The 25,444-nt window shown below is 73.3% G+C and carries 13 protein-coding genes; 10 read left to right on the forward strand and 3 right to left on the reverse strand.

What is annotated here, in order from left to right:
* Positions 1 to 49: 49 nt before the first annotated feature.
* Complete coding sequence (locus tag OG514_RS38805; protein ID WP_266903181.1) at positions 50 to 13,996, reverse strand: type I polyketide synthase; 13,947 nt, start codon at positions 13,994 to 13,996, stop codon at positions 50 to 52.
* 271 nt (positions 13,997 to 14,267) lie between these two features.
* Here OG514_RS38805 and OG514_RS38810 point away from each other — a divergent pair, with 271 nt between their 5' ends.
* From OG514_RS38810 to OG514_RS38840, 7 genes are all read left to right on the forward strand, one after another.
* Complete coding sequence (locus OG514_RS38810; protein ID WP_266903183.1) at positions 14,268 to 14,648, forward strand: nuclear transport factor 2 family protein; 381 nt, start codon at positions 14,268 to 14,270, stop codon at positions 14,646 to 14,648.
* A gap of 86 nt (positions 14,649 to 14,734) precedes the next feature.
* The gene (locus OG514_RS38815; RefSeq protein ID WP_266903185.1) at positions 14,735 to 15,160 is read left to right on the forward strand and encodes a nuclear transport factor 2 family protein; all 426 of its coding nucleotides are present in this window, start codon (positions 14,735 to 14,737) and stop codon (positions 15,158 to 15,160) included.
* A 194-nt stretch (positions 15,161 to 15,354) separates the two neighbouring features.
* On the forward strand, positions 15,355 to 15,981 hold the full coding sequence (locus OG514_RS38820; RefSeq protein WP_266903187.1) for a ScbR family autoregulator-binding transcription factor: 627 nt from the start codon (positions 15,355 to 15,357) through the stop codon (positions 15,979 to 15,981).
* A complete protein-coding gene (locus OG514_RS38825) occupies positions 15,981 to 16,730 on the forward strand; it encodes a thioesterase II family protein (RefSeq protein ID WP_266903189.1) in 750 nt (249 codons plus the stop codon). Before OG514_RS38820 ends, OG514_RS38825 begins: the two co-directional genes overlap by 1 nt.
* 123 nt (positions 16,731 to 16,853) lie before the next feature.
* Entirely contained in the window at positions 16,854 to 17,771 is a 918-nt protein-coding gene (locus OG514_RS38830) for a metallophosphoesterase (protein WP_266903284.1), read from the forward strand.
* The gene (locus tag OG514_RS38835; RefSeq protein ID WP_266903191.1) at positions 17,768 to 18,505 is read left to right on the forward strand and encodes a 4'-phosphopantetheinyl transferase; all 738 of its coding nucleotides are present in this window, start codon (positions 17,768 to 17,770) and stop codon (positions 18,503 to 18,505) included. Before OG514_RS38830 ends, OG514_RS38835 begins: the two co-directional genes overlap by 4 nt.
* Positions 18,505 to 18,645, forward strand: coding sequence for a hypothetical protein (locus tag OG514_RS38840; RefSeq protein ID WP_266903193.1), 141 nt, complete (start codon positions 18,505 to 18,507; stop codon positions 18,643 to 18,645). Before OG514_RS38835 ends, OG514_RS38840 begins: the two co-directional genes overlap by 1 nt.
* Before the next feature lie 78 nt (positions 18,646 to 18,723).
* On the opposite strand, the gene OG514_RS38845 is transcribed toward OG514_RS38840, so the two are convergent.
* Positions 18,724 to 20,313: an aspartate aminotransferase family protein gene (locus tag OG514_RS38845; RefSeq protein ID WP_266903195.1), complete on the reverse strand. Its 1,590-nt coding sequence runs from the start codon at positions 20,311 to 20,313 to the stop codon at positions 18,724 to 18,726.
* 271 nt (positions 20,314 to 20,584) lie between these two features.
* Between OG514_RS38845 and OG514_RS38850 the strand changes: the two genes are divergently transcribed.
* The 3 genes from OG514_RS38850 to OG514_RS38860 all read left to right on the forward strand — a co-directional run bounded on the left by OG514_RS38850 (position 20,585) and on the right by OG514_RS38860 (position 24,060).
* On the forward strand, positions 20,585 to 21,049 hold the full coding sequence (locus OG514_RS38850; protein WP_266903197.1) for a flavin reductase family protein: 465 nt from the start codon (positions 20,585 to 20,587) through the stop codon (positions 21,047 to 21,049).
* Entirely contained in the window at positions 21,046 to 22,209 is a 1,164-nt protein-coding gene (locus OG514_RS38855; RefSeq protein WP_266903199.1) for a sensor histidine kinase, read from the forward strand. The genes OG514_RS38850 and OG514_RS38855 overlap by 4 nt, the downstream gene beginning before the upstream one ends.
* An 81-nt stretch (positions 22,210 to 22,290) precedes the next feature.
* Positions 22,291 to 24,060 carry a biotin carboxylase N-terminal domain-containing protein gene (locus OG514_RS38860; RefSeq protein WP_266903201.1) on the forward strand — a complete coding sequence of 590 codons (1,770 nt, stop codon included), beginning with the start codon at positions 22,291 to 22,293 and terminating at the stop codon, positions 24,058 to 24,060.
* Positions 24,061 to 24,267: 207 nt separating this feature from the next.
* Here OG514_RS38860 and OG514_RS38865 read toward each other — a convergent pair whose 3' ends face one another.
* The gene (locus OG514_RS38865) at positions 24,268 to 25,359 is read right to left on the reverse strand and encodes a transposase (protein ID WP_266903203.1); all 1,092 of its coding nucleotides are present in this window, start codon (positions 25,357 to 25,359) and stop codon (positions 24,268 to 24,270) included.
* Between the last annotated feature and the right edge of the window lie 85 nt (positions 25,360 to 25,444).

Below are 25,444 nucleotides of genomic sequence, written 5' to 3' on the forward strand. Positions count from 1 at the left end.
GTGTGTCCGATTGCCGTGTGCGCGCCGTGGGCGGCGCGTGCCCTGGGGGTCATTCGAGTTCGTCGAGGAGCGCGAAGAGCTCCTCGTCGCTCGCCGTTTCGAGGTCCTGCTCGTCCTCGGTGTCCGCCGGGCGTCCGAGGCCGTCGGCGATCTCGGCCGCCTTGAGGAGTTCCTTGAGGCGTGCGGTGATCAGGTCGCGCGTCTCCTGGTCGGGTGCGGCGGCGATGGCCGTCTCCAGGCCCGCGAGGGGGGTGAGGACCGGTTCGGCGGGCGAGGCCTCCTCCACGGCGAGTTCGCCGAGGAGGTGGGTGGCGAGGGCCTGCGGCGACGGGTGGTCGAAGACGAGAGTGGTCGGCAGGCGCAGTCCGGTCGCCCGGCCCAGCTGGTTGCGGAGTTCGACGGCGGTGAGGGAGTCGAAGCCGAGCTCCTGGAAGGCCCGGTCGGCCTCGATGCGGCCGGGGTCTCCGTGTCCGAGGACGCCGGCGACCTGGGCGCGTACGAGGTCGGTGAGGGCGCGTTCCCGTTCGGCGGTGCCGAGGGAGGCGAGCCGCTGGGCGAGCGGGGCCTCCTCGGAGGCTCCGCCGCTCGCGACGGTGGTGGTGCGGCGCTTGGGCGGTCCGGCGAGGGCCCGCAGGACGGGCGGCAGTTCGCCGCCGCCGCGCAGGGCCGCCGTGTCGAGGCGGGTGACGGCGAGGACGGCCTCGCCGGTGGCGGGTGCCGCGTCGAAGAGGGCCATCGCCTCCTGGGAGGCGAGGGGGCGCAGGCCGACGCGGGCCAGGCGGCGCAGGTCGGTCTCGTCGAGGCTGCCGGAGATGGTGCTGGCCTGGGCCCACAGGCCCCAGGCGAGGGACAGGCCGGGCAGGCCGTGGGCGCGGCGGTGGGCGGCGAGGGCGTCGAGGAAGGTGTTGCCCGCCGCGTAGTTGGCCTGGCCGGCGGTGCCGATGAGGCCGGCGACGGAGGAGTAGAGGACGAAGGCGGTGAGGTCGAGGTTCCGGGTGAGTTCGTGGAGGTGCCAGGCGGCGTCGATCTTGGGGCGGAGGACCTTGTCGAGCTGGTCGGGGGTGAGCTGGGCGGCGACGCCGTCGTCGAGGACGCCGGCGGTGTGGACGACGGCGGTGAGCGGGTGCTGGTCGGGGACGGCGGCGAGGACGGCGGCGAGGGAGTCGCGGTCGGTCACGTCGCAGGCGACGGTCTCGGCGTGGGCGCCGAGGGCTTCGAGTTCGGTGCGGAGTTCGCCGGCGCCGGGGGCGTCGGGGCCGCGGCGGCTGAGCAGCAGCAGTCGGCGGGCTCCGTGTTCGGTGACGAGGTGCCGGGCGAGGACGGCGCCGAGGGCGCCGGTCGCGCCGGTGACGAGGACGGTGCCGCGGTCCCAGTGGGGGGTGGTGGGGGTTTCGGCCGCGGGGGTGGCGCGGGTCAGCCGGGGGACGGTGAGGGTGTCGCCGCGGACGGCGATCTGGGCCTCGCCGGTGGCTACGGCGAGGTCGAGGAGCCGGTCCTCGGCGGCCGTACGGTCCTGGTCGCCTGCGGTGTGGTCTCCGGTGGTGGCGGGGTCGAGGTCGACGAGGACGATCCGGCCGGGGTTCTCGGTCTGTGCGGACCTGAGGAGGCCCCAGACTCCGGCGTGGGCCAGGTCGGTGACGTCCTCGGGTCCCGCGGCGACGGCTCCGCGGGTGGTGACGACGAGCCGGGTCTCGGCGAGCCGGTCGTCGGCGAGCCAGTCCTGCACGGTGTCGAGGACCCGCCGTACGGCGGTGCGGGCCCGCTCGGGCAGGTCGGCGTCGTGGGCGCCGGTCACGTGGGCGCCGGTCGCGTCGGCGTCGTGGGCGCCGGTCGCGTCGGTGAGGTGGGCGCCGGTCGCGTCGGTGAGGTGGCCGGGCGTCCGCAGCAGGAGTACGGCGGGCGTCGCGGCGCCCGCGTCGAGCGCGGCGCCGAGGGCCCGCACGCTTCCCTGGCCGGCGCCGTCGGCGAGCAGGGCCCAGCCGGTGCGGGCCGGTGCGGTGCCGGTGGCGGGCAGGGCCGTCCAGCCGAGGCCGAACAGTCCGTCGCGTGCGGCGGTGCCCGCCCCGCGGAGCGCCTCCTCGGACAGCGGGCGCAGCAGGAGCGATGCGGCGGAGGCGACGGATGCGCCCGCGCCGTCGGCGACGGTGAGCGCGACCCTGAGCGAGTCGTCGCCGGCCCGGTTGAGGGTGAGCCGGACGCGCAGGACGGTCGCCCCGGTGGCGTACAGGCTCACGCCGGACCAGGAGAACGGCAGCCAGGAGGTGCCTTCGGGCTCGGCGACGCCGGGGAGCAGCGGGTGCAGGGCGGCGTCGAGGAGGGCGGGGTGGAGACCGAACCGGGGGGCGTCGGTGCGGTGTTCCTCGCCGAGGACGACCTCGGCGAAGAGCTCGTCCTGTGCCTTCCAGAGGCGGCTGAGGCCCTGGAAGGCGTTCTCGTAGCCGTATCCGGCGCCGGCGAGCCGGTCGTACACGCCGTCGAGGTCGACCTCGGTGGCCCCGGCGGGGGGCCAGGCGAGGAGGCCCTCGGGGGTGGCGGTGCCGGTGCCGAGGCGGCCCTCGGCGTGCAGGGTCCACGGCTGGTCCGGGTCGTCGTCCTGGTCGGGCCGGGCGTAGACGGCGAGGCTGCGGCCGCCGGTCCCGTCGGGTTCGCCGACGACGAGCTGGAGCTGGACGGCTCCGCGCTCGGGCAGGACCAGCGGTGCGGCGAGCGTCAGTTCGTCGACGAGGTCGCAGTCGACCTGCTCGGCGGCGCGGAAGGCCAGGTCGAGCAGGGCGGTGGCCGGCAGCAGGACGGTTCCCGCCACGGCGTGGCCCTCCAGCCAGGGGTGGGTGCGGCGGGAGACGCGGCCGGTGAGGAGGTACGCGTCCCGGTCCGCGACCCGTACGGCCGCGCTGAGCAGGGGGTGGCCGACGGCGGCGAGGCCGAAGCCCTCGGCGTCGCCGGGGGTGGCGGCGCCCTCCAGCCAGTAGCGGGCGTGGTCGAAGGAGTAGGTGGGCAGGTCGACGCGGCGGGCGCCGGGGAAGTACGACTGCCAGTCCGGGCGGGCGCCGCGCAGTACGGCGCCGGTGAGGGCGGCGGCGACGGTGTCGGCCTCGGGCCTGCCCGAGCGGAGCAGCGGGGCGAGGAAGCCGGCCTCGCGGGTCAGGCATTCCTGGGCCATGGCGGTCAGGACGCCGTCGGGGCCCATCTCCAGGTACTCGGTGACGCCCAGCTCTTCGAGGTGGCGGACGCCGTCGTGGAAGCGGACCGCCTCGCGGATGTGGGTGACCCAGTAGTCGGGCGAGGTGAGCTGCTCGGTGGTGGCGAGGACGCCGGTGACGTTGGAGACGACGGGGATGCGGGGCTCGTGGTACGTCAGGCACTCGGCGACGGAACGGAACTCGTCGAGCACCTCGTCCATGTGCGGCGAGTGGAAGGCGTGGCTGACCGGCAGTCGCTTGGTCTTGCGGCCCCGGGTGCGCCAGAGGGTGCTGATCTCCTCGACGAGGTCCTGGTCGCCGGAGATGACGGTGGCCCGGGGGCCGTTGATCCCGGCGATGGCGACGTCTTCGTAGTCGGCGAGGACGGACCGTACCTCTTCCTCGGAGGCCTGGAGCGCGGCCATCGCGCCGCCCTCGCGGGCCGCCTGCATGAGCCGGCCGCGCTCGGCGACGAGGGCGCACGCGTCGGCGAGGTCCAGGACCCCGGACAGGTGGGCGGCGGTGACCTCGCCGATGGAGTGGCCGAGGAGGTAGTCCGGGGTGATGCCGTGGTGTTCGGCGAGCCGGAAGAGGGCGACCTCGGTGGCGAAGAGGGCGGCCTGGGTGAAGGCGGTCTGGTCGATCAGGGCCGAGTCCGCGGAGCCTTCGGGGGCGAAGAGGACGTCCTTGACGGGGCGGAACAGTTCGGTGTCGAGGTGCCTGCACACCTCGTCGAGGGCGCGGCGGAAGACGGGGGACGTCTCGTACAGCTCGCGTCCCATGCCGAGCCGCTGGCTGCCCTGTCCGGTGAAGAGGAACGCCGTCTTGCCGCGGCGGCCGGTGGTGGCCCGTACGACCGCGGGCGTCGGCTCGCCGCCGGCGAGGGCGGCCAGTCCGGTCAGGAGCGTGGCGCGGTCGGTGCCGAGGACGGCGGCGCGGTGCTCCAGGGTGGCGCGGGTGGTGGCCAGGGTGAGGCCGACGTCGCCGGCGGTGAGCCCGGGGTGGCCGGTGAGGTGGCGGTGGAGCCGGTCGGCCTGGCGGCGCAGGGCGTTCTCGTCCTTCGCGGTCAGGATCCAGGGGAGGACGACGGCGTCGGTCTCGCCACCGGACGGGGTGTCCGGAGCGGCCGGTGCCGGGGTGTCGCCGGCCAGTTCCAGGACCACGTGGGCGTTGGTGCCGCTGATGCCGAAGGACGACACGGCGGCGCGGGCGGGGCGGCCGGTGGCGGGCCACGGGGTCGCCTCGGTGAGCAGCTGGACCGCGCCGGTGTCCCAGTCGATGTGGGGGGAGGGGTTCTCGGCGTGCAGGGTCTTCGGCAGGGTGCCGTGCCGCATGGCCTGGATCATCTTGATGACGCCGCCGACACCGGCCGCGGCCTGGGCGTGCCCGATGTTCGACTTGAGGGAGCCGAGGTAGAGCGGGCGGCCCTCGGGGCGGTCCTGGCCGTAGGTGGCGAGGAGTGCCTGGGCCTCGATCGGGTCGCCGAGGCTGGTGCCGGTGCCGTGTGCCTCGACCGCGTCGACGTCGGCGGGGGTGAGGCCGGCGACGGCGAGGGCCTGGCGGATGACGCGTTCCTGCGCCGGACCGTTGGGGGCGGTCAGGCCGTTGGAGGCGCCGTCCTGGTTGACGGCCGAGCCGCGCATCACGGCGAGGACCCGGTGGCCGTTGCGGCGGGCGTCGGACAGCTTCTCCACGAGGAGGAGGCCCACGCCCTCGGCCCAGCCGGTGCCGGAGGCGTCGGCGGAGAAGGAGCGGCAGCGGCCGTCCTCGGAGAGGCCGCGCTGCCGGGAGAACTCGACGAAGGTGCTGGGGCCGGACATCACGGTGACGCCGCCGGCGAGGGCGAGGTCGCACTCGCCCTGGCGCAGCGCGTTGGCCGCGAGGTGGAGGGCGACCAGGGAGGAGGAGCAGGCGGTGTCGACGGTGACGGCGGGGCCTTCGAGGCCGTACGTGTAGGAGAGGCGGCCGGAGACGACGCTGGAGAGGTTCCCGGCGAGCAGGAAGCCCTCGAACTCCTCGGGGCTCTTGGCGAGCCGCGAGGCGTAGTCGTCGTACATGGCGCCGGTGAAGACACCGGTGCTGGTGCCGCGTACGACGGCCGGGTCGATGCCGGCGCTCTCGAAGGTCTCCCAGGCGGTCTCCAGGAGGAGGCGCTGCTGCGGGTCGGTGGCGATGGCCTCGCGCGGGGACATCCCGAAGAACGCCGGGTCGAACCGGTCGGCGTCGTGGAGGAATCCGCCGTGCCGGGTGTAGGAGGTGCCCGTCTTCTCCGGGTCCGGGTGGTAGAGGGAGTCCAGGTCCCAGCCCCGGTTGTCGGGGAACTCGCTGATGGCGTCGGTGCCTTCGGCGACGAGCCGCCACAGGTCCTCGGGCGAGGACACGCCGCCGGGGAAGCGGCAGGCCATGCCGACGATGGCGATGGGCTCGTCGGCCGCCGCGGCGGCCCGGCGGGCGGGTGCGCTGCTCGTGGCGGGCTTGCGGCCGACGGCCTGCTGGTGCAGATAGGCGGCGAGGGCGGCGGGTGAGGGGTGGTCGAAGACGGCGGTGGCGGGCATCCGCAGTCCGGTGGCGGTGTTGAGCCGGTTGCGCAGTTCCACGGCGGCCAGCGAGTCGAAGCCGATGTCCTTGAAGGCGCGCTCCGGGTCGATGCCCTCCGGGCTCGCGTGGCCGAGGACGCCGGCGACGATGCCGCGGACGAGGTCGGCCGCGGCGGCCCTGCTCTCCTCCTCGGGGAGGCCGGCGATGCGGCGGGCCCATTCGGTGCCGCCGTCCGCTGCCGCGGCCGTCGCGCCCTGCGCGGCCCGGGTGGTGGCGCGGGGGCGGATCAGCCCGCGCAGCAGGGCGGGCGGGTTGCCGGCCGCGGCGGCGCGCAGCCGGGCCAGGTCGAGCAGGGCCGGTACGACCAGGGCGTCGCCGCCGGTGAGGGCGGCGTCGAAGAGGGCGAGGCCGGTGTCCGGGTGGAGCGGGTCGACGCCCGCCCGGCTCCAGCGGGCGAGGTCGGCCTCGCCGAGCTGGGCGCCCATGCCGTGGCTGGCGTCCCACAGGCCCCAGGCCAGCGAGGTGGCGGCCCGGCCCTGGGCCTGGCGGTGGGCGGCGAGCGCGTCGAGGTAGGTGTTGGCGGCGGCGTAGTTGGACTGTCCGGCGGTGCCGGTGATGCCGGAGACGGAGGAGAAGAGGACGAAGGCGGCCAGGTCCAGGTCGCGGGTCTGCTCGTGCAGGTTCCAGGCGGCGTCGACCTTGGGCCGCAGGACCTTGGCCAGCTGTTCGGGGGTGAGCGATTCGACGGTGGCGTCGTCGAGGACGCCGGCGGTGTGCACGATCGCGGTGAGCGGGTGCGCGGGGTCGACGGCCGTCAGGAGGGTGGCGACGGCGTCCGGGTCGGCGGCGTCGGCGGCGACGGTGGTCACCCGGGCGCCGAGTCCGGTGAGTTCTGCGGTGAGCCGGTCGGCTCCGGGGGTGTCGGGTCCGCGTCGGCTGGTGAGCAGCAGGTGGCGTACGCCGTGCCCGGTCACGAGGTGGCGGGCGAGGAGTCCGCCGAGGCCGCCGGTGCCGCCGGTGATGAGGACGGTGCCCTCGGGGTCGAGGCGGGGCGCGTCGGCGGGTGCCGGGGCGCGGTCGCGGCTGAGCCTCGGGGCGTGCAGCCGGGTGCCGCGCAGGGCGAGCTGCGGTTCTCCGGTGGCCAGGGCGGCGGGCAGTCGTTCCTCGGCCTCGGAGGTGCCGTCGACGTCCAGGACGACGATCCGGTCGGGGTGTTCGCTCTGGACGGCGCGCAGCAGGCCCCAGACGGGGGCCGCGGACAGGCCGTCGACGGCTTCGCCGGGGGTGGTGGCGACGGCGCCGGTGGTGGCGAACGCGAGGCGGGTGCCGTCGAAACGCTCGTCGGCGAGCCACCGCTGGGTCAGGGCGAGGGCGCGGGCGGCGTTCTCGTGGGCGGCGGCGGGGTTGGGGGCGCTGCCGGCGTCGACGCGGACGAGGAGGACGTCGGCCGTGGGCTCCCCCGCGTCCGGGAGGGTGTCCGTGCCGGCGGGGAGTTCGGTGACGCGCGGCGCGGGGCCGCCCGCCGGGGTGAGGGTGGTCCAGGCGACGGTGAACAGGCCGTCCGTGGTGGCCGCCGGGGCGAGCTTGTCCTTGGCGACGGGGCGCAGCATCAGCGAGTCGACGGTGGCCACGGGGGCGCCGGTGGCGTCGGCGAGGTGCAGGCCGACGGTGTCGGTGCCGGTGCGCTCGATGCGGACGCGCAGGGTGGTGGCGCCGACGGCGTGGGTGGTGATCCCGCTCCAGGCGAACGGCAGCCGGATGGTGTCCGGGTCGGCGGCGTCGGCGGCGTCGAGGACGACCGGGTGGAGGACGGCGTCGAGGAGGGCGGGGTGGATGCCGTAGCCGGCGGCGGCCTCGTGCTGGTCCGTGGGGAGGGCGACCTCGGCGTAGGTGGTGCCGTGCGCGCCGCGCCAGAGGGCGCGCAGTCCCTGGAAGGTGGCGCCGTACTCGTATCCGAGGGCGGTGAGCCGCTCGTACGTGTCGTCCAGCGGCACCGTCTCCGCGTCCTGCGGCGGCCAGGTGAGGAGTTCGTCGAAGGCCGGGCCGGTGGTGGGGGGTGTGCCGGCGAGGGCGCCGGAGACGTGGCGGGTCCAGGCGGCCGGCTCGTCGTGTTCGGTGTCGGTCTCGGGCCGGGAGTGCACGGCGAAGGTGCGGGTGCCCGTGGTGTCGGGGGCGGAGACCGTGACCTGGACGCGGACGGCCCGCTGCTCGGGAAGGGCGAGCGGGGCTTCCAGGGTCAGCTCGACGAGGTGCTCGGCGCCGGCGGTCCGGCCCGCCGCCGTGGCGAGTTCGATGAACGCGGTGGCGGGTACGAGGACGGTGCCGTGGATGCGGTGGTCGGCGAGCCACGGGTGGTCGTTCAGCGACAGCCTGCTGGTGAGGACCAGGCCCTCGCGGTCGGCGAGGTCGACGCTGGTGGCCAGCAGGGGGTGGCCCGCCGGGTCGAGTCCGAGACCGCGGGCGTCGGTGCGGGCCTCGGGCCGGAGCCAGTAGTGGCTGCGCTGGAACGCGTACGTGGGCAGCTCGACGCGCGAGGCGCCGGGGAAGAACGACGCCAGGTCCAGCGGGGCGCCGAGGGTGTGGGCGCGGGCGAGTCCGGCGGCGAGGGTGACGGGCTGGGGGCGGCCGGACCGCTGGAGGGCGACGGCCTGGGAGGTGTCGGCCAGGAACGATCCGGCGGCCATCGCGGTGAGGACGGCGTCGGGGCCGATCTCGACGAAGACGGTGACGCCCTCGTCCTCAAGGCTGCGGGTGGCGTCGAGGAACCGTACGGCCTCGCGGATCTGCCGCACCCAGTAGTCGGGGGTGACGAGGTCGTCGCCGGTGGCGGGCAGGCCCGTGACGGTGGAGACGACCTGGAGGAGCGGCGCGTGGTACGTCAGGCCCTCGGCGACGGTACGGAACTCGTCGAGGATCGTGTCCATGTGCGGCGAGTGGAAGGCGTGACTGACCGTCAGTCGGCGGGTCTTGCGGCCGCGCTCGCGCCAGAGCGCGGCGAGCGCGTCGGCGGCGTCGGCGTCACCGGAGACCACGACGGCGTCCGGGCCGTTGACGGCGGCGACGGCGAGGCGGTCGGCGTAGGGGGCGAGGGTCTCGGCGACCTCGTCCTCCGTGGCCTGGACGGCGAGCATCGCGCCGCCGGGGACCGCCGCCTGCATCAGCCGGCCGCGGGCGGCGACCAGGGCGGCGGCGTCCTCCAGGGAGAGGACCCCGGCGACATGGGCGGCGGCGAGTTCGCCGATGGAGTGCCCGGCGACGGCGTCGGGGGTGAGCCCGTGGGCCTGGAGGGTGTGGTGGAGGGCGACTTCGAGGGCGAAGAGGGCGGGCTGGGTGGCGCGGGTCTCGTTCAGCAGGACGGTGTCGCCGCCCAGGGCCGTGTCGCTGTACGGGGTGTCGCCGCCCAGAGCCGTGTCGCTGTCCGGGGCGGTGTCGCCGTCCGCGTCGTCGAACATCACGTCGCGCAGCGGCCGGCCGAGGTCGAGGTGCGGGTCGAGCGCGGCGCACACCTCGTCGAGGGCGGCGGCGAACGCCGGATGCGTCTCGTACAGTTCGCGGCCCATGCCCGGGTACTGGGCGCCCTGGCCGGTGAACAGGAACGCGGTACGGCCCGCGCGGGCGGCGGAGCCGGTGACCAGCTGGGGGGCGTCGGCGTTGCGGCGCAGCGCGTCGAGACCGGCGAGGAGCTCGGTCGCTCCGGTGCCGGTGACGACGGCCCGCTCGGACCAGGTGGCGCGGGTGGTGGCGAGGGAGAAGCCGATGTCGGCGACGTCGGCGGCGCCGAGCTCGGGGTCGTTCTCCAGGCGGGTGTGGAGCGCCTCGGCCTGGGCGGTGAGGGCGGCGCGGTCGGGGGCGGAGAGGGCCCAGGGGGTGGGCAGTCCGGGGGTGGTCGCGGCCTCGGGGCGGGCGTCCTGGTGCTCGTCGTCCGCCTGCTCGACGATGACGTGGGCGTTGGTGCCGCTGATGCCGAACGAGGAGACGGCCGCCCGGCGGGCGCGTTCGGTCTCCGGCCAGTCGCGGGCCTCGGTGAGCAGTTCGAGCCCGCCGGCCGTCCAGTCGACGTGGGGGGTGGGCTCGGTGACGTGCAGGGTGCGCGGCAGGACGCCGTGGCGGATCGCCTGGACCATCTTGATGACGCCGCCGACACCGGCCGCGGCCTGGGCGTGCCCGATGTTCGACTTGAGCGATCCCAGATACACCGGGGTTCGGTCGCTTCGGTCGCTGCCGTAGGTGGCGAGGATCGCGGCGGCCTCGATCGGGTCGCCGAGCCGGGTCCCGGTGCCGTGCGCCTCGACGACGTCGACGTCGCCGGTGGTGAGGCGGGCGTCGGCGAGGGCCTGGCGGATGACCCGCTCCTGCGAGGGGCCGTTGGGGGCGGTCAGACCGTTCGACGCACCGTCCTGGTTGACGGCGGTGCCACGGATGACGGCGAGGACCTGGTGGCCGTTGCGGCGGGCGTCGGAGAGCTTCTCGACGAGGAGGAGGCCGACGCCCTCGGCCCACGAGGTGCCGTCCGCGTCGGCGGAGAAGGACTTGCTGCGACCGTTCGCGGCGAGGCCGCGCTGCCGGGAGAACTCCACGAACATCCCGGGGGCGGACATGATCGTCGCGCCGCCCGCGATCGCGAGGGTCGTCTCGCCCAGGCGCAGCGACCGCACGGCCATGTGCAGGGCGACGAGCGACGAGGAGCAGGCGGTGTCGACGGTGAGGGCGGGGCCGACGAGTCCGAGCTGGTAGGCGATGCGGCCGGACATGACGCTGCTGGTGGAGCCGGTGAGCAGGTGGCCCTCGACGCTCTTCGGGGCGTCGTGCAGACGCGGGCCGTAGTCGAGCGCGGTGGCTCCGACGAAGACGCCGGTGCGGCTGCCCTTGAGGGTGTCGGGGTCGAGGCCGGCGCGCTCGACCACCTCCCAGGCGGTCTCCAGGAGGAGGCGCTGCTGCGGGTCCATGGCGAGGGCCTCGCGGGGCGAGATCCCGAAGAACCCGGCGTCGAAGAGGGCGGCGTCGTGCAGGAAGCCTCCCTCGCGCACGGAGCTCTTCCCGGAGCGCTCGGCGTCCTGGTCGTACAGGTCGGCGTCCCAGCCCCGGTCGGCGGGGAAGCCGGAGATGGCGTCGGCGCCGTCGGCCACGAGCCGCCACAGGTCCTCGGGCGAGGCGACGCCGCCGGGGTAGCGGCAGGCCATGGCGACGATGGCGATCGGCTCGTCGTCCTGGAGCGGGGTGGCGAGGTGCTGCTCGTCGGCGGTGGCCGAGCCGGTCAGTTCGGCCTCGATGTACGCGGCGAGCGCGGTGGGGGTCGGGTGGTCGAAGAGGAGGCCGCCGGAGAGGCGCAGACCGGTGGCGGTCGCGAGCCGGTCGCGGAGCTCGACGGACATCAGGGAGTCGAAGCCGAGGTCCTTGAAGGACTGTCGGGCATCGGCGCGGCGGCCCTTGTCGTATCCGAGGACGGCGGCGATGTGCGTGGCCGTCAGGTCGGTGACGGTGCGGGAGCGTTCGGCCGGGGACATCGCGGCGAGCCGGTGGCCGAGTTCGCCTCGGGGGACGGGGGCCTCGGCGGGCGTGCTCGCGGAGAGCTCCGGCAGGGCGGGGGCGGTCCGGCCGGCGGACCCGGGTTCGAGCCAGTGGCGGCTGCGCTGGAAGGCGTACGTGGGCAGCGGTACCCGACGGGCGCCGATCCCCTCGTACAGCGCCTGCCAGTCGACGGCGATGCCCCGGGTGAACAGGGTGGCGACGGCGGACAGCAGGGTCACGGCCTCGTCGCGGCCCCGGCGGAGCGCCGGAACGGCGCCCTCGGCCAGTGCCGACAGCACGCCGTCGGGGCCGACCTCCAGGTACGAGGTGACGCCCTCGGCGACCATCGTCTCGACGGCGTCGGCGAAGCGGACGGTGCCGCGGACCTGGTCGGCCCAGTAGTCGGCGGTACGGAGGTCGTCGGCGGCGGCGATCTGACCGGTCACGGTGGAGACGACGGCGATGCGGGGTGCCTCGTACGCGATTCCGGAGGCGACGGCCCTGAACTCGTCGAGCATCGGGTCCATGAGCGGCGAGTGGAAGGCGTGGCTCACCGTCAGGCGGCGTGTTCGCCCGCCCAGCTCCTCGACCTTGCGGCCGACTTCGAGGACGGCAGTCTCCTCGCCGGAGACGACGACCGAGCGGGGGCCGTTGACCGCCGCGATCGCGGCCTGGCCGTCCAGCAGGGCGACGACCTCGGCTTCCGTCGCCTCGACGGCGACCATCGCACCGCCACGCGGGAGCGCCTGCATCAGACCGGACCGGGCCACCACCAGACGCACCGCGTCCCCAAGCGAGAACACTCCCGCCACATGCGCGGCCGCGATCTCACCGATCGAATGCCCCGCCACGAAGTCCGGACGCACACCCCACGACTCCACCAGACGGAACAACGCGACCTCGACCGCGAACAACGCCGGCTGCGTCCAGCCCGTCTCGTCCAACCCCTCGCCCGAGACGATCACCTCGTGGAGAGAACCGTCCAGCGCTACGTCGAAGAGCGCGCTGATCTCGTCGAAGGCCGCCGCGAACACGGGGAAGGTGGCGTACAGCTCCTGCGCCATCCCCGCCCGCTGCGCGCCCTGGCCCGTGAACAGGAAGCCGGTGCGGCCGTCCTGGACGTGTCCGGTCACGACGCCGGTGCCAGGTGCGCCCTCGACGAGGGAGTCGAGGCCAGCAAGGAACGTTTCCTCACTGTCTGCGAGGACGACCGCGCGGGCGTCGAAGGTGGTGCGGGTGGTCAGCAGGGACCAGCCGATGTCGGCGGTCGCCGCCTCGCTCGCGTCGGCGAAGGCGCGCAGCTTCCCGGCCTGGGCACGCAGCGCGTCGGCGTCACGGCCGGAGAGGACCCAGGGCAGTACGGCGGGAGCGTCCACGGCGGAAGCGTCCGCAGCCGGAGAGTCCGCAGCCGAAGTCTCCGCGGCCGGGGCCTGCCCGGAGACCGACGCCTGCCCGGAGACCGGCGCCTCGGTCAGTACGACGTGGCAGTTGGTGCCGCCCATCCCGAAGGAGGACACGCCCGCGACCAGGGGGCGGTCGGGATGCGGCCAGGGGGTGAGTGCGCGCGGTACGGAGAGGCCGAGGCCGTCGAGGTCGATGGCCGGGTTCGGGGTCCCGAAGTTGAGGCTCGCGGGGATCTCGCGGTGCGTCAGGCTCAGCAGGGCCTTGAGCAGGCCGACCATGCCGGCGGCCCCCTCCAGGTGCCCGACGTTGGTCTTGGCCGAGCCGACGACCAGGGGGTCGCCGGGTGCGCGGTGGGAGCTGAAGACGTCTCCGAGCGCGGCGGCCTCGATGGGGTCGCCGACGGGGGTCCCGGTGCCGTGCAGCTCGACGTACTGAACATCGGAGGGGCTGATTCCGGCCTTTTCGTAGGCTTCGCGGAGAACCTGGCGCTGGGCCTCGCGGCTGGGCACGGTCAGTCCGGGCGTGGCGCCGTCGTTGTTGACGGCGCTGCCGCGGATGACGCCGTAGATCCGGTCGCCGTCCGCCTCCGCCTGGGCCAGCGGCTTGAGGATGACGGCCCCGCCGCCCTCGCCCCGCACGAATCCGTTGGCGCGGGCGTCGAAGGTGTAGGCGGTGCCGTCCGGGGAGAGACCGCCGAACCGCTCCTCGGTCACGGCGCTCTCGCCGAGGATGTTGAGGTTGATGCCCGCGGCTATCGCCGTGGTGGACTCCCCCGAGCGCAGCGACTCGCAGGCCAGGTGCACGGCGACCAGGGAGGAGGACTGGGCGGCGTCGACGGTGAGGCTCGGTCCGCGCAGGCCCAGGTAGTAGGAGACGCGGTTGGCGATGACGCCTCGGTTGAGGCCCGTCATGGAGTGCTGGGTGATGACCTGCTCGCCGTACTGGTTGGCGAGGCTGGTGTAGTCGTCGCGGAGGGTGCCGACGAAGACGGCGGTACGGGAGTCCCGCAGGTGGGCGGGGACGGTCCCGGCGTCCTCCAGGGCCTCCCAGGCCAGTTCGAGGACGAGTCGCTGCTGCGGGTCCATGGCGGCGGCCTCGCGGGGCGAGATCGCGAAGAAGCCGGCGTCGAAGTCGGCGATGCCGTCGAGGAATCCGCCACGGCGGACTCCTGCCCCGGCCTGTGGTTCCGCGGTGTTCCAGCGTCCGGGCGGTGCGTCGGTGATCGCGTCCGTGCCGCTGCGCAGCATCTGCCAGAAGTCGGCCGGGCCGAGGGCCATGGGGAGCCGGCAGGCCATGCCGATGACGGCGATGGCCCCCTCGTCGCCTCGCGGCGCGCGGCTCTCCACAGAAATGCGATTAGTCGTCATGGCGCTCGACTGCCCTTTCCTGACTGATATCGAAGCGGCCTGAGTATCCCGGATATGGAACCCCGCATTTTCGACCCTAAGACCGACCGACCTGTTTCTTCTCAACACCCGGTCATGCACGGGTAACCGTACGATTCGGCGACGGGGTGGCCGGTCCGTTACTTGTCGGTGGGCGGCCGGTGAGGTTGGCCGGTTACGTTCTGGACAGATCTGCGTGAAACTCCTCGAATTCCCGGGTGTCATGCCGGAAGAAAGCAGGAACGGTCTCACCATGAGTAATCTGACCAGCGATGTCGCACAGCACACCGCGCTGTACGAGGCGGCCTTCAACGCGGGCGACGCCGACGCCGTGAACGAGATGTACACCGACGAGGCCGTCGCGGTCTGGGAACCGGGCAAGCCGCTCACGGGCCAGGCCCGAAAGGACGCCGTCAAGGAGTTCCTGGCCCGCTCGCCGAAGATGAGCGCCAAGCCGCGCCAGGTCTTCGAGACCGGAGACACCGCGCTCCTGATCGTGGACTGGTCCATCGCCACCGTGGACGACGCGGGCATCCCCGAGCTGCTGACGGGTGTCGGTGTCGACGTGCTGCGCAAGGGTGCGGACGGCAACTGGCGCTACGCCATCGACGAGCCGTACGGCGAGAAGAAGTAACCCCGTACGGCGAGCAGCAGCAACCCGCGCGTCTCCGTGCCCGGCGCGGAGGCACCCCAAGACCCAAGAAAGTGGTGTCGCAGACCATGAGCATTCCCGGTATCACGGTCGACTTCGACGTCGACAACCCCGATCTGACCGCGGACGCGGATACTCAGAACGAGATCTTCATCCAGCTCTTCAATTCCGGTGACGGAGCCCTGTTCGACCTCCTCTACCGTGAGGACGCGATATCGAACTTCTCCGGCTCCCCGCTCACCGGGAAGGAGCGCCTGGAGTTCTTCAAGGAGTTCCTCGCGCCGAAGCCGTTCCTCAAGGCGGAGATCACGCACGCGTACGTGGCCGGCGACGTGGCCCTGATCGGCGTGAAGTTCAGCGTCGACAGCACGGGTCCCGAGGGCGAGCCCGTCCGTATCGAAGGCAACTGCACCGACGTGCTGCGTCGTGGCGAGGACGGCCGCTGGCTCATGTCCATCGACCGCCCGGTCGCCGGCACCCTGCTTCCGGAGTAGGTCCCCCCTTCTCCTGGCCTGCCCGATCCTTCCCCCCGCTCGGGCAGGCCAGGCTCCGGATTCCGGGCCGTCCGACGGGTGGCCTTTTCAAGACGAACTCGATCCGGGCCGATAGAAAACCGCCGTTGCGGTTCATTACGCTGGACGTTCTTGAGGGGCCGTCAGCAGCGCCCCCAGGCATCCACGGAGTGCACATGGCTAAACAGGAACGCGCTGTCCGTACACGAGCGACGGTGCTCCGGTCCGCGGCGGAGATCTTCGACACCGACGGTTTTGTATCGGCCTCCCTCTCCGCCATCTCGCACCGGGCCGGAGTGAGCAGCGGTGCCCTGCACTTCCACTTCGCCAACAAGAGCGCCCTCGCGGAGGCCATCGAGCAGGCCGCCGTCCAGCGGCTGTGGTGTATCACCGGTCCGGCACCGGACGGATCCGAGGGCCGTGGATCCCATGGTGACGTCGACCTGATCCAGAACCTCGTCGAGACCTCCCACCAGCTCTTCGACGGGCTGAACAGCGACGTCATCCTGCGCGCCGGGTTCACGCTCGGCTGCGAGCCGTCCTGGGCGAGCCCGGTCGACCTGCACGGCCAGTGGCGGGACTGGATCGACGGCACGCTGCGGCACGCGGCGAAGATCGGCGCGCTCGCCGACGGGACCGAGCCGGAGGACGTCGTGACCGTCGTCGCGGCGTCGACCGTCGGCTTCGAGGCCCTCGGCCGCAAGGATCCCACCTGGCTCTCCCGGCAACGGCTCGGCCGGTTCTGGCAGTTCATGCTCCCCCGTCTGGTGCCACCGGGTACCGGCCCGCTGAAAGGGACGTAGTGGATAGCACGTGGTTCAGGCGCTTCGGAGCGGCCCGTGAGGGCGCGGTGCGGTTGGTGTGCTTCCCGCACGCGGGCGGCGCGGCCAGCGCGTTCATTCCCCTGTCGCGGGCGCTCGGCGAGCACGTCGACGTGCTCGCCGTGCAGTACCCCGGCCGTCAGGACCGGCGGCGGGAGGAGCCGTACCGCAGCGTCGACGCGCACGCCGACGCCCTCGCCGAGGCCATGGGTCCGCTGACGGACGAGCCCTACGCCTTCTTCGGGCACAGCATGGGGGCGGTCCTCGCGTACGAGACGGCACATCGTCTGGTCGCCGCCGGGCGGCCGGGCCCCTGCCGGGTGTTCCTCTCCGGACGCGGCGCGCCCTCGCCGCTGCCCAGCCCGCACGACCGGCTCGGCAGCGACACGGAGATCCTCAGGGCGGTGCGCGGTCTCGGCGGGACCGGCCACGCGGTGCTCGACGACCCCGAGCTGCTCGCCATGGTGATGCCGGCGCTGCGCGCGGACTACGGCGCCCTCGGCACGTACCGCTGGAGCGGCGGCGCCCCGCTGGCCGCCCCCGTCACCGTGCTGATCGGCGACGCGGACCCGGTGGTGGCCGTCGACGAGGCCGCGGCCTGGCACGACCACACCAGCGGCGACTTCGACCTGCGGATCCTGCCCGGTGGCCACTTCTACCTGGACGACCGTACGGACGAGGTCCGCGACATCATCACGGACGGCCTGCTCGTCGCGGGCTCCACGGCGTGATCGGGCGTGATACCGCCACCTGCTGAGGGCCATCGCGAGGAGGACCGTCGCGAGGGCCATCGCGAGGGCCATCGCGAGGGTCGCGCCGAAGGCCACCCCGAGGGCCACTCCTCCCCCGGCAGTCTGCTGGCCCTCAGCGACCTCCATGTGCGCTACGACGAGAACCGGGCGGTCGTCGAGGCGCTACGGCCCTCATCGGACGAGGACTGGCTGCTCGTCGCGGGCGACGTCGGGGAGCACATGGCCGACATCGAATGGGCACTGTCCACGCTGGCCGGCCGGTTCCGGAAGGTCATCTGGGCGCCGGGCAACCACGAACTGTGGACCCCTCCGGACGACCCGGTCCAGACGCGCGGCGCCGCCCGCTACGACGCCCTGGTCCAGCTCTGCCGGAGCCTGGGCGTCACCACCCCCGAGGACCCCTACCCGGTGTGGCGCGGGGCGGGCGGCCCCGCGGTGATCGTGCCGCTCTTCCTCCTGTACGACTACAGCTTCCGGCGGCCCGGCGTCCGCAGCGCCGAGGAGGCGCTGCGGCTCGCGGACGAAGCGGGGGTCGTCGCGACCGACGAGATCCTGCTCCACCCCGACCCGTACGCCGGCATCGGTGACTGGTGCCGGGCCCGCCTCCGGCGGACCGCCGAGCGCCTCGACGCGCTCCCCGCCGACCTGCCGACCGTCCTCGTCAACCACTTCCCCCTGGTGCGCGAGCCCACGGAGGTGCTGCGCTTCCCCGACTTCGCCCTGTGGTGCGGCACGGAGGCCACCGCCGACTGGCCGGTCCGGTACCGGGCCGCCGCCGTCGTCTACGGGCATCTGCACATCCCCCGGCTGATACGGAAGCAGGGGATTCCGCACTACGAGGTGTCCCTCGGCTACCCACGCGAATGGCGCCGCCGAGCCGACCCCGGCCATGCCCCACGGGTCCTGCCGGGCTTCTCGGCCCCGGCGCCGACAGGGATCCCGGCCGAGGCACCCACCGAGGCTCCGACCGAGGCCCCGACCGGCCTCGCCACCGACGCTCCCACCGGAGAACGGCCGTGATCGCCGCGCTGCTCCCCGCGCCGGTCGTCACCGCCGAGCTCTTCCACGACCCTCCCGGGCCGCCGGGCCTGTTCCCCGAGGAGGAGCGCGTGGTGGCGGGAGCCGTCGCCGGGCGCCGCAGGGAGTTCGCCTCGGTCCGGGCGTGTGCCCGGCAGGCACTCGCCCGCCTCGGGCTGCCGCCGGCGCCGCTGCTGCCCGGCGCGCGCGGAGCGCCCCGGTGGCCGGAGGGCGTCGTCGGCAGCATGACGCACTGTCAGGGGTACCGCGCGGCGGCCGTGGCCCGGGCCACGGATCTGCTGGCGGTCGGCTGCGACGCCGAGCCGAACGCGCCGCTTCCCTCGCCGGACACCCTGGAGCTGATATCGCTCCCCCAGGAGCGGGTCTGGCTGCGCGAGTTCGCCGCGCGGCGGCCGGCGGTCTCCTGGGACCGGCTGCTGTTCAGCGCCAAGGAGAGCGTCTACAAGACCTGGTTCCCGCTCACCGGGCGGCCTCTGGACTTCGACGAGGCCGTGATCACACCCGATCCCGTGGCGGGCACGTTCCGCGCCGAACTCCTGGTCCCCGGACCGGTGGTGGACGGCGTACGGATCACCGCCTTCGACGGACGGTGGCGTACGGGCAACGGGCTGGTGGTGACCGCCATCGGTCTGCGGCCGCCCGTGCGGTCGACGACGTCCGCCCGGACCGGGCCGGCGCGCGGCGGGGCCGTTCCATTCGACGACCGGAGGACATGATGCGCGACGAGACGTACGACGCCGACCTCGGCCACGCCTTCCCCAAGGGCCTTGCGCACGTCCTGCGCTACCCGCCGCTCCAGCTCGCCGGCACGGACGAGGAGCCCGGCGAGCCCCACATCGTGCGGGGCATGGACTGACGTACGGGTCCCCCGGGACATGCCGGTCCCCGGGCCGCCGGTGCATCTCGTACCGGCCGGCCCGGGGACCGTCCCGCGTCAGGCCGCGTCCGCCGCCGTGCCGGTGAGACCGGCCCCGTCGTGGGTGCGGAAGAGCTGGGCGGCGCCCCGCAGGCCCCGCTCCAGCTGGTCGATCTCGGCGTCGGTCAGGTACAGCGAGGGTTCGAACCGGAGCGTGTTCACGGCGCTCGCGGTCGGGAACGTACGGATCCGGTGCTCGCGCATCAGATACCCGGCGACCGTGTAGCCCAGCAGCGGGGCGCTCTCGCGGATGGCCTCGGAGCCGGAGCCGGACTGGTCGTGGAACTCCAGGCCGAGCATCAGGCCCCGCCCCCGCACGTCCTTCACCACGTCGGGGAAGTCGGCGCGTACGCCCTCCAGCACCCCGAGCAGCTTCGCGCCGCGCTCCCGGACCGTGCGGTACGCGGCGCCGTCATCGGCCTCCAGGATCTCCAGGACCTTCTGCGAGATGAAGCAGGAGAGGGCGTCCTTCGCGAAGGTGGAGCTGTGCACGAGCTCGAACTCGGAGCGGTAGCGGGACTGGCGGGTGAGCATGACGGACGTCTTCGCTATGCCGCCGCCCAGGCTCTTGGCGAGCGCGTAGTAGTCGCCGCGCAGGCCCAGCGCCGAACTCGCCAGGAAGTCACCGCTCCGGCCCATTCCGCTCTGCACCTCGTCGACGATGACCGGGCAGTCGACCTCGGCGCAGGCCCGCTGGATCTCCTGGGCGAACTCCTCGGAGAGCACGCGGATCCCGCCCTCGCCCTGGATGGGCTCCAGGACGAAGGCGCAGAACACCGGGGAGTTCCGCTCGGCCACCGACACCGTGCCGCCCTCGACGACCAGGTCGAACACGGTCGCCCGCTCGCTCTCCAGGACGGCCTTGAGGGCCTGCGGGCTGTCCGCGGGGATGAACCGGGCGGGCGTCGCCAGGGCGGCGAAGGGGGCCCGGTAGCCCTCGTTGTGGGTGAGCTGGACACTGCCGACCAGCTTGCCGTGGAACCCGCCCTCCAAGGTCAGGAGCACCGGCGGCCGGCCGGTCTGCTCGGCGTTGTGCCCCGCGACCGCCGCCGCCAGCGCCTCGAATCCGGCCGTTCCGGCCTGCGCGTCCACACCGACGAGGCGGTACGCCTCCGCCGCGACGACCGCCCCGTCCGCGACCGCCGCGCGGGCGGCGGCCAGGTTCGCGTCGAGCTGCTCGCGGAGCTCGGCGAGCCGGAGCCCGCGGTCGAGCTCGGCGTGCTTGACGGCCGCCTCCACCGCCTCGGCACCGGTGTTGGCGAAGATCGCGGAGTAGTTCTCCTCCGTGCCCAGCTCGCGCTGGAGGATCCTGTTGAGCGCGACGGCGACGTCGTTCGCGTACGGGTGGCGGGAGAACTGCGCGTGCACCGGCGTCTGCGACGCGAGGAGCTGCTGCGCGTATGCCGTGATCTCCGGATGGTTGTGGCCCAGGATCAGGGAACCGTACCCGCCCGCGAAATCGAGTACGGGAATCTCCGCGCCGTTCGCACCGAGGTAATACAGAGTATTCCCTTCGGCCCGTACGTAATCGACGTCGAGACCGAGCGAGGCCAGCCAACCGAGCAGATACGGTTCAGCGAGCTGCGGGTCAGCAGAGACGCTATTCATGTCACCCCTTTTTGACAGTGCCCTGACCGAAACGCCCAGATCCTAACCACGGAGCGCTCATCCCCTCGTGAACGGGCGCTCATGGAACGGTAATCCGGCACTCCCCCGTACACGGCTGAGCGGCCAGTTACTCGACGGTTCCTCGACCGCCGGATTCCCCTCGTACATTTATCCCCATGGATTACATGAAAGGCGCGGCATGAATTCCGTATCCACTGGCGTCGCCGTTTCCCCGGGGCCCGCGACGCATCCCGCCCCGCTGCGGGAGGTCATGTCCCTGTTCGCGACCGGTGTCACCGTGCTGTCGGTCGGCGGTGAGAACATCCACGGCATGACGGCGAACGCCTTCACGTCGATCTCTCTCGATCCGCCGTCCGTCCTGTGCTCCATCGCGCACAGCGCGGTCATGTACAAGGCGATCACCTCCGCCGGACACTTCGGCGTCTCGATCATGGGGGCCGGCCAGGAGGGTCTGGCCCGCTTCTTCGCCGACAAGAAGCGCCCCCTGGGGCCCAGCCAGTTCACCGGCGTCGACTGGGTCCCCGGCCCCGCCACGGGAGCCCCCCTCCTGAACGGGTCGCTGGCCTGGCTGGAGTGCGAGGTCTCCGCCGCCCACGAGATAGGCGACCACACCGTGTTCATCGGCGACGTGGTCGGTTCGAGCCGTGGCGACGGCGCGGACGGGCTGCTGTTCTTCGGCGGCGCGTTCCACCGCGCGGACGCCCCGACCCGATGACCGCCGAGGTCGCGGTCGGCGGCTGGGAGTCCGTCATCGGCCCCGGTTTCGCCGAGGCCCTGCAGGAAGGACTCGTCCGTGTGGCACAGCAGGCGTCCCCCGGGCCGCCCGGGCCCCACGTCGCGCGGCAGTTCGTGCCCCGGAAGCCGGCGCGCTCCGCGGAGGGGCCGGGTTCCGAATGCCTGGACGCGGTGCTGCGCCGGTTCGAGTCGGCGCTCCCTGCGACGCTGAACAAGGCCGTCCGCTGGGACAGTTCCGTACGGCAGGCCCTGAACGACCGGGCCCGTGCCGTCCTGGCCGCCGCGTTCGGCACCGACCTCGCGGCCGACCCCGGACCACCCCCCACCCCGCCGGTGACGTTGGCACCCCACCACAACGCGGCGGCGGCCGTCCTGCTCATGGAGTGCGCCATGCTGCAGATGATGGAGAGCGGCCGCCTCGACGAGGGATCTGTGCGGGTCCTCGGCGAGGCGGCCCGGCGGGCGGGCGAGAGCGCCGGCTCGGCGGACCAGTCCGAATGCTGCTGGCATGAGCAGCGCCGGATCTCCCGCGAGCTCCACGACGATGTCGCCGACGGCGTCACCGCGGCCCGGGAGGCCCTGGAGGAGTGCGACGAGCCGCTGGATGGGGTCACCGCCGACCGGATCGCGGCCGCCCGGGACGCACTGCGGGCCACGGACCAGCGGCTGCGCGACCTGGTCGGCGGGGTGCGGGAGCGGTCCGTCGTCCCGCCGCTCGACGTGGCGCTGCGCGCGTTCGCGGTCGGCGCCGCGCCGGACGGGGTCCAGGTCACCGTGAAGGTGACGGGCGACGAGGGCCTCCTGCCCGACGTACGGCGCCGGGACCTGTACCTCACGGTCCGGGAGGCGCTGCGCAACAGCTTCGCGCACTCCAAGGCCGGGCGGGTGAAGGTCTCGGTGCGCTCCACCCGCTGGTGGGCGTACGCGAGCGTCGAGGACGACGGTCGCGGGTTCGATGTCGAGCGGGTGCTGCGGCCCGGCCATGCCCATCAGGGCTTCCGTTCCATGACGGAGCGGATGGAGGACGCCGGCGGCCGGCTGACCGTGAGCAGCTCGCGGGGGCACGGGACCCAGGTGGAAGCGCATCTGCCGCTTCAGCCGCACCGGCACGGGACACGAATGGTCCCGTCCGTGGCGTGAATTCCCGCCGAATGGGTCGTAATTCCCGTATGTCGTGAAACAGGTATCACGTATGCCGTGAAACAGGTATGAGGAGCCGTCGTGCGCAAGGTGCTCATCGCCAACCGTGGCGAAATCGCTGTCCGTGTGGCCCGGGCGTGCCGGGATGCGGGTATCGGCAGCGTGGCCGTGTACGCCGAGCCGGACCGGGATGCTCTGCATGTCCGGGCGGCTGATGAGGCGTTCGCTCTGGGCGGTGACACTCCGGCGACCAGTTATCTGGACATGGCGAAGGTGTTGCAGGCGGCCGAGGACTCGGGTGCGGACGCGGTCCACCCCGGTTACGGGTTTCTTTCGGAGAACGCCGAGTTCGCGCAGGCCGTGCTGGACGCGGGTCTGACGTGGATCGGTCCGCCGCCGCAGGCGATCCGTGATCTGGGTGACAAGGTGGCGGCCCGTCACATCGCCCAGCGTGCCGGTGCCCCGCTCGTCGCCGGCACCCCCGACCCGGTCTCGGGTGCGGATGAGGTCGTGGCGTTCGCCCGCGAGCACGGGCTGCCGATCGCGATCAAGGCCGCCTTCGGCGGCGGCGGCCGTGGTCTGAAGGTCGCCCGGACGCTGGAAGAGGTCCCGGAGCTGTACGACTCGGCCGTGCGTGAGGCCGTTGCCGCGTTCGGCCGGGGCGAGTGCTTCGTCGAGCGTTACCTCGACAAGCCCCGCCACGTCGAGACCCAGTGCCTGGCCGACTCCCACGGCAACGTGGTCGTCGTCTCCACCCGTGACTGCTCGCTGCAGCGCCGCCACCAGAAGCTGGTGGAGGAGGCACCCGCCCCGTTCCTCTCCGAGGCGCAGAACGCCGAGCTGTACGCGGCGTCCAAGGCGATCCTGAAGGAGGCCGGCTACGTCGGCGCCGGCACGGTGGAGTTCCTCGTCGGCACCGACGGCACGATCTCCTTCCTGGAGGTCAACACCCGCCTCCAGGTCGAACACCCGGTCACCGAAGAGGTCACCGGCATCGACCTCGTCCGGGAGATGTTCCGCATCGCCGACGGCGAGGAACTCGGCTACGGCGACCCCGAGATCCGCGGTCACTCCTTCGAGTTCCGCATCAACGGCGAAGACCCCGGCCGCGGCTTCCTGCCCGCCCCCGGCACCGTCACCCTCTTCACCCCGCCCACCGGCCCCGGCGTCCGCCTCGACGCCGGCGTCGAATCCGGCAGCGTCATCGGCCCGGCCTGGGACTCCCTCCTGGCCAAGCTGATCATCACGGGTGCCACCCGTGAGCAGGCCCTCCAGCGCGCCGCCCGCGCACTCGGCGAGTTCAAGGTCGAGGGCATGGCCACCGCCATCCCCTTCCACCAGGCCGTCGTCATCGACCCCGACTTCACCGCCACTGCGACATCCGACGACGTCTTCCGGGTCCACACCCGGTGGATCGAGACCGAGTTCGTCAACGACATCAAGCCCTTCGCCCCCGCCGGCGCCGATGCCGACGAGGACGAGGCCGGTCGCGAGACGATCGTCGTCGAGGTCGGCGGCAAGCGTCTTGAGGTCTCGCTGCCGTCCTCGCTGGGGATGACCCTGGCCCGGACCGGGCTCGCGGCGGGTGCGAAGCCGAAGCGCCGCGCGGCCAAGAAGTCCGGCCCGGCCGCTTCCGGCGACACCCTCGCCTCGCCGATGCAGGGCACGATCGTGAAGATCGCGGTCGAGGAGGGCCAGGAGGTCAAGGAAGGCGACCTGATCGTCGTCCTGGAGGCCATGAAGATGGAACAGCCGCTCAACGCCCACCGCTCCGGCACCATCAAGGACCTGGCCGCCGAGGTCGGCGCGTCGGTCACCTCCGGCGCCGCGATCTGCGACATCAAGGACTGACGGCAGACACGGAAGCCGAATGCAGGGGTGCGGCGGCCGGCGGGCGAGGCGGACGGCTACCCGCGACTGTCCGGTCCCGTACGGGTGCGAGGCCCAGCGTGCACAGAGTGGTGACCGAGGTGACCCGGCCGAGGTATCGGGGGTCGGTCTCCGTCTGGATCAGGGCTCCGGTCACGGTCGTCCGGCCGCTCGCGGGGCAGAGAACGGTTACGGCACGTCCTCTTCGCCGAGCTCCAGCGTGTCCACCGCGTACGCCGCGGACACCAGCGTCATGTGGTGGTTCCAGCCGGGGAACGACCGGCCCGTGAAGTCCGCCATCCCGTAGTCCTCGCTGATGGCCGTCAGCGCTCCGCCGGAGGTGTTCCTGAGCCGCAGCAGGGCGAGGAAGTCGTTCGACGCACCGTCCAGGATGTTGGTCAGCCACACCTGTCTGGGGCGATCACGCGCCGGGGACCACTCGGTCAGGAGCCGGAAGCGGCCCGCTCCGTATCCCGGCAGGGCGAGGCGTGCTGGGGAGGCGAGAGTCACCAGGGGTCCGCGTACCGGCGGCTTCAACAGATTGGCCCGCCGCCGCTCGGCCTCACCCAGGGACAGCAGGAAGTCCGCGCCCCGGTCGAGGAGACCGGCGGCGGCGCGGCAGGTGTCTCCGGTGCCGCGCAGATCGAGGATCACGGGCGGAGTACGGCCCCGCCGCGGCTCCGGCGCCTCGTCGAGGAGTTCGAGCGCCAGCTCCTCCAGGGGACGGCGGCGTACCCCGTCGGGGACCCGGGCGCGCTGCCGGTGCGCCTTGTCCTCGCCCCAGGCACGGTTGAGGTAGAGCCGCCAGTCGACGGGCAGGCTCCGGCCCCGCTCGGTGAGGAACATGCCGAGCGAGACCTGACAGTTGACGGACCCGCCGGTGGGGGTGGGCCGCCGGTGGACGCCCACGATCTGCTCGCCGTACTTGGGGACGAGGGCGAGGTCGAGGACGGTGGCCCGTAGGTTCATCCGCTCGGCCGCGAGGCGGCCGAGCGCCCGGCGGGCCGGCCGCCAGTCCCAAGGGCTGGCGTTGACGAACTGCTGGAGGGCCTGGAGGTCCGTGGTGGAGTTCGCCATCGCGCGGACGGTCTTGCGTCCGGGCGAGGTGAGCAGCGCCCGGAGGTAGGCGGTGGCGCAGCGCCGTTGGTCGGAGCGCGGCAGGTTTCCGAACACGGCGCTCGCGAACCAGGCCGGGACGGGGTCGCTGTCCCCGTGCCGGGTGTCGGCGTGACCCTGCCCGGTGTCCGTCGCCGGCCGTTCCCCGGTGAGCTGGTGCGCCATCTCCGCTCCTCGTCCCTTGTCCTGTCGGGGACCAGAGTGGCGAGTGGCTCTTGAATCCCGCGTGGAGCGCCCTCACTTGCTGAAC

This window comes from Streptomyces sp. NBC_00572 (assembly GCF_026341815.1).
Classification (GTDB): Bacteria; Actinomycetota; Actinomycetes; order Streptomycetales; family Streptomycetaceae; genus Streptomyces.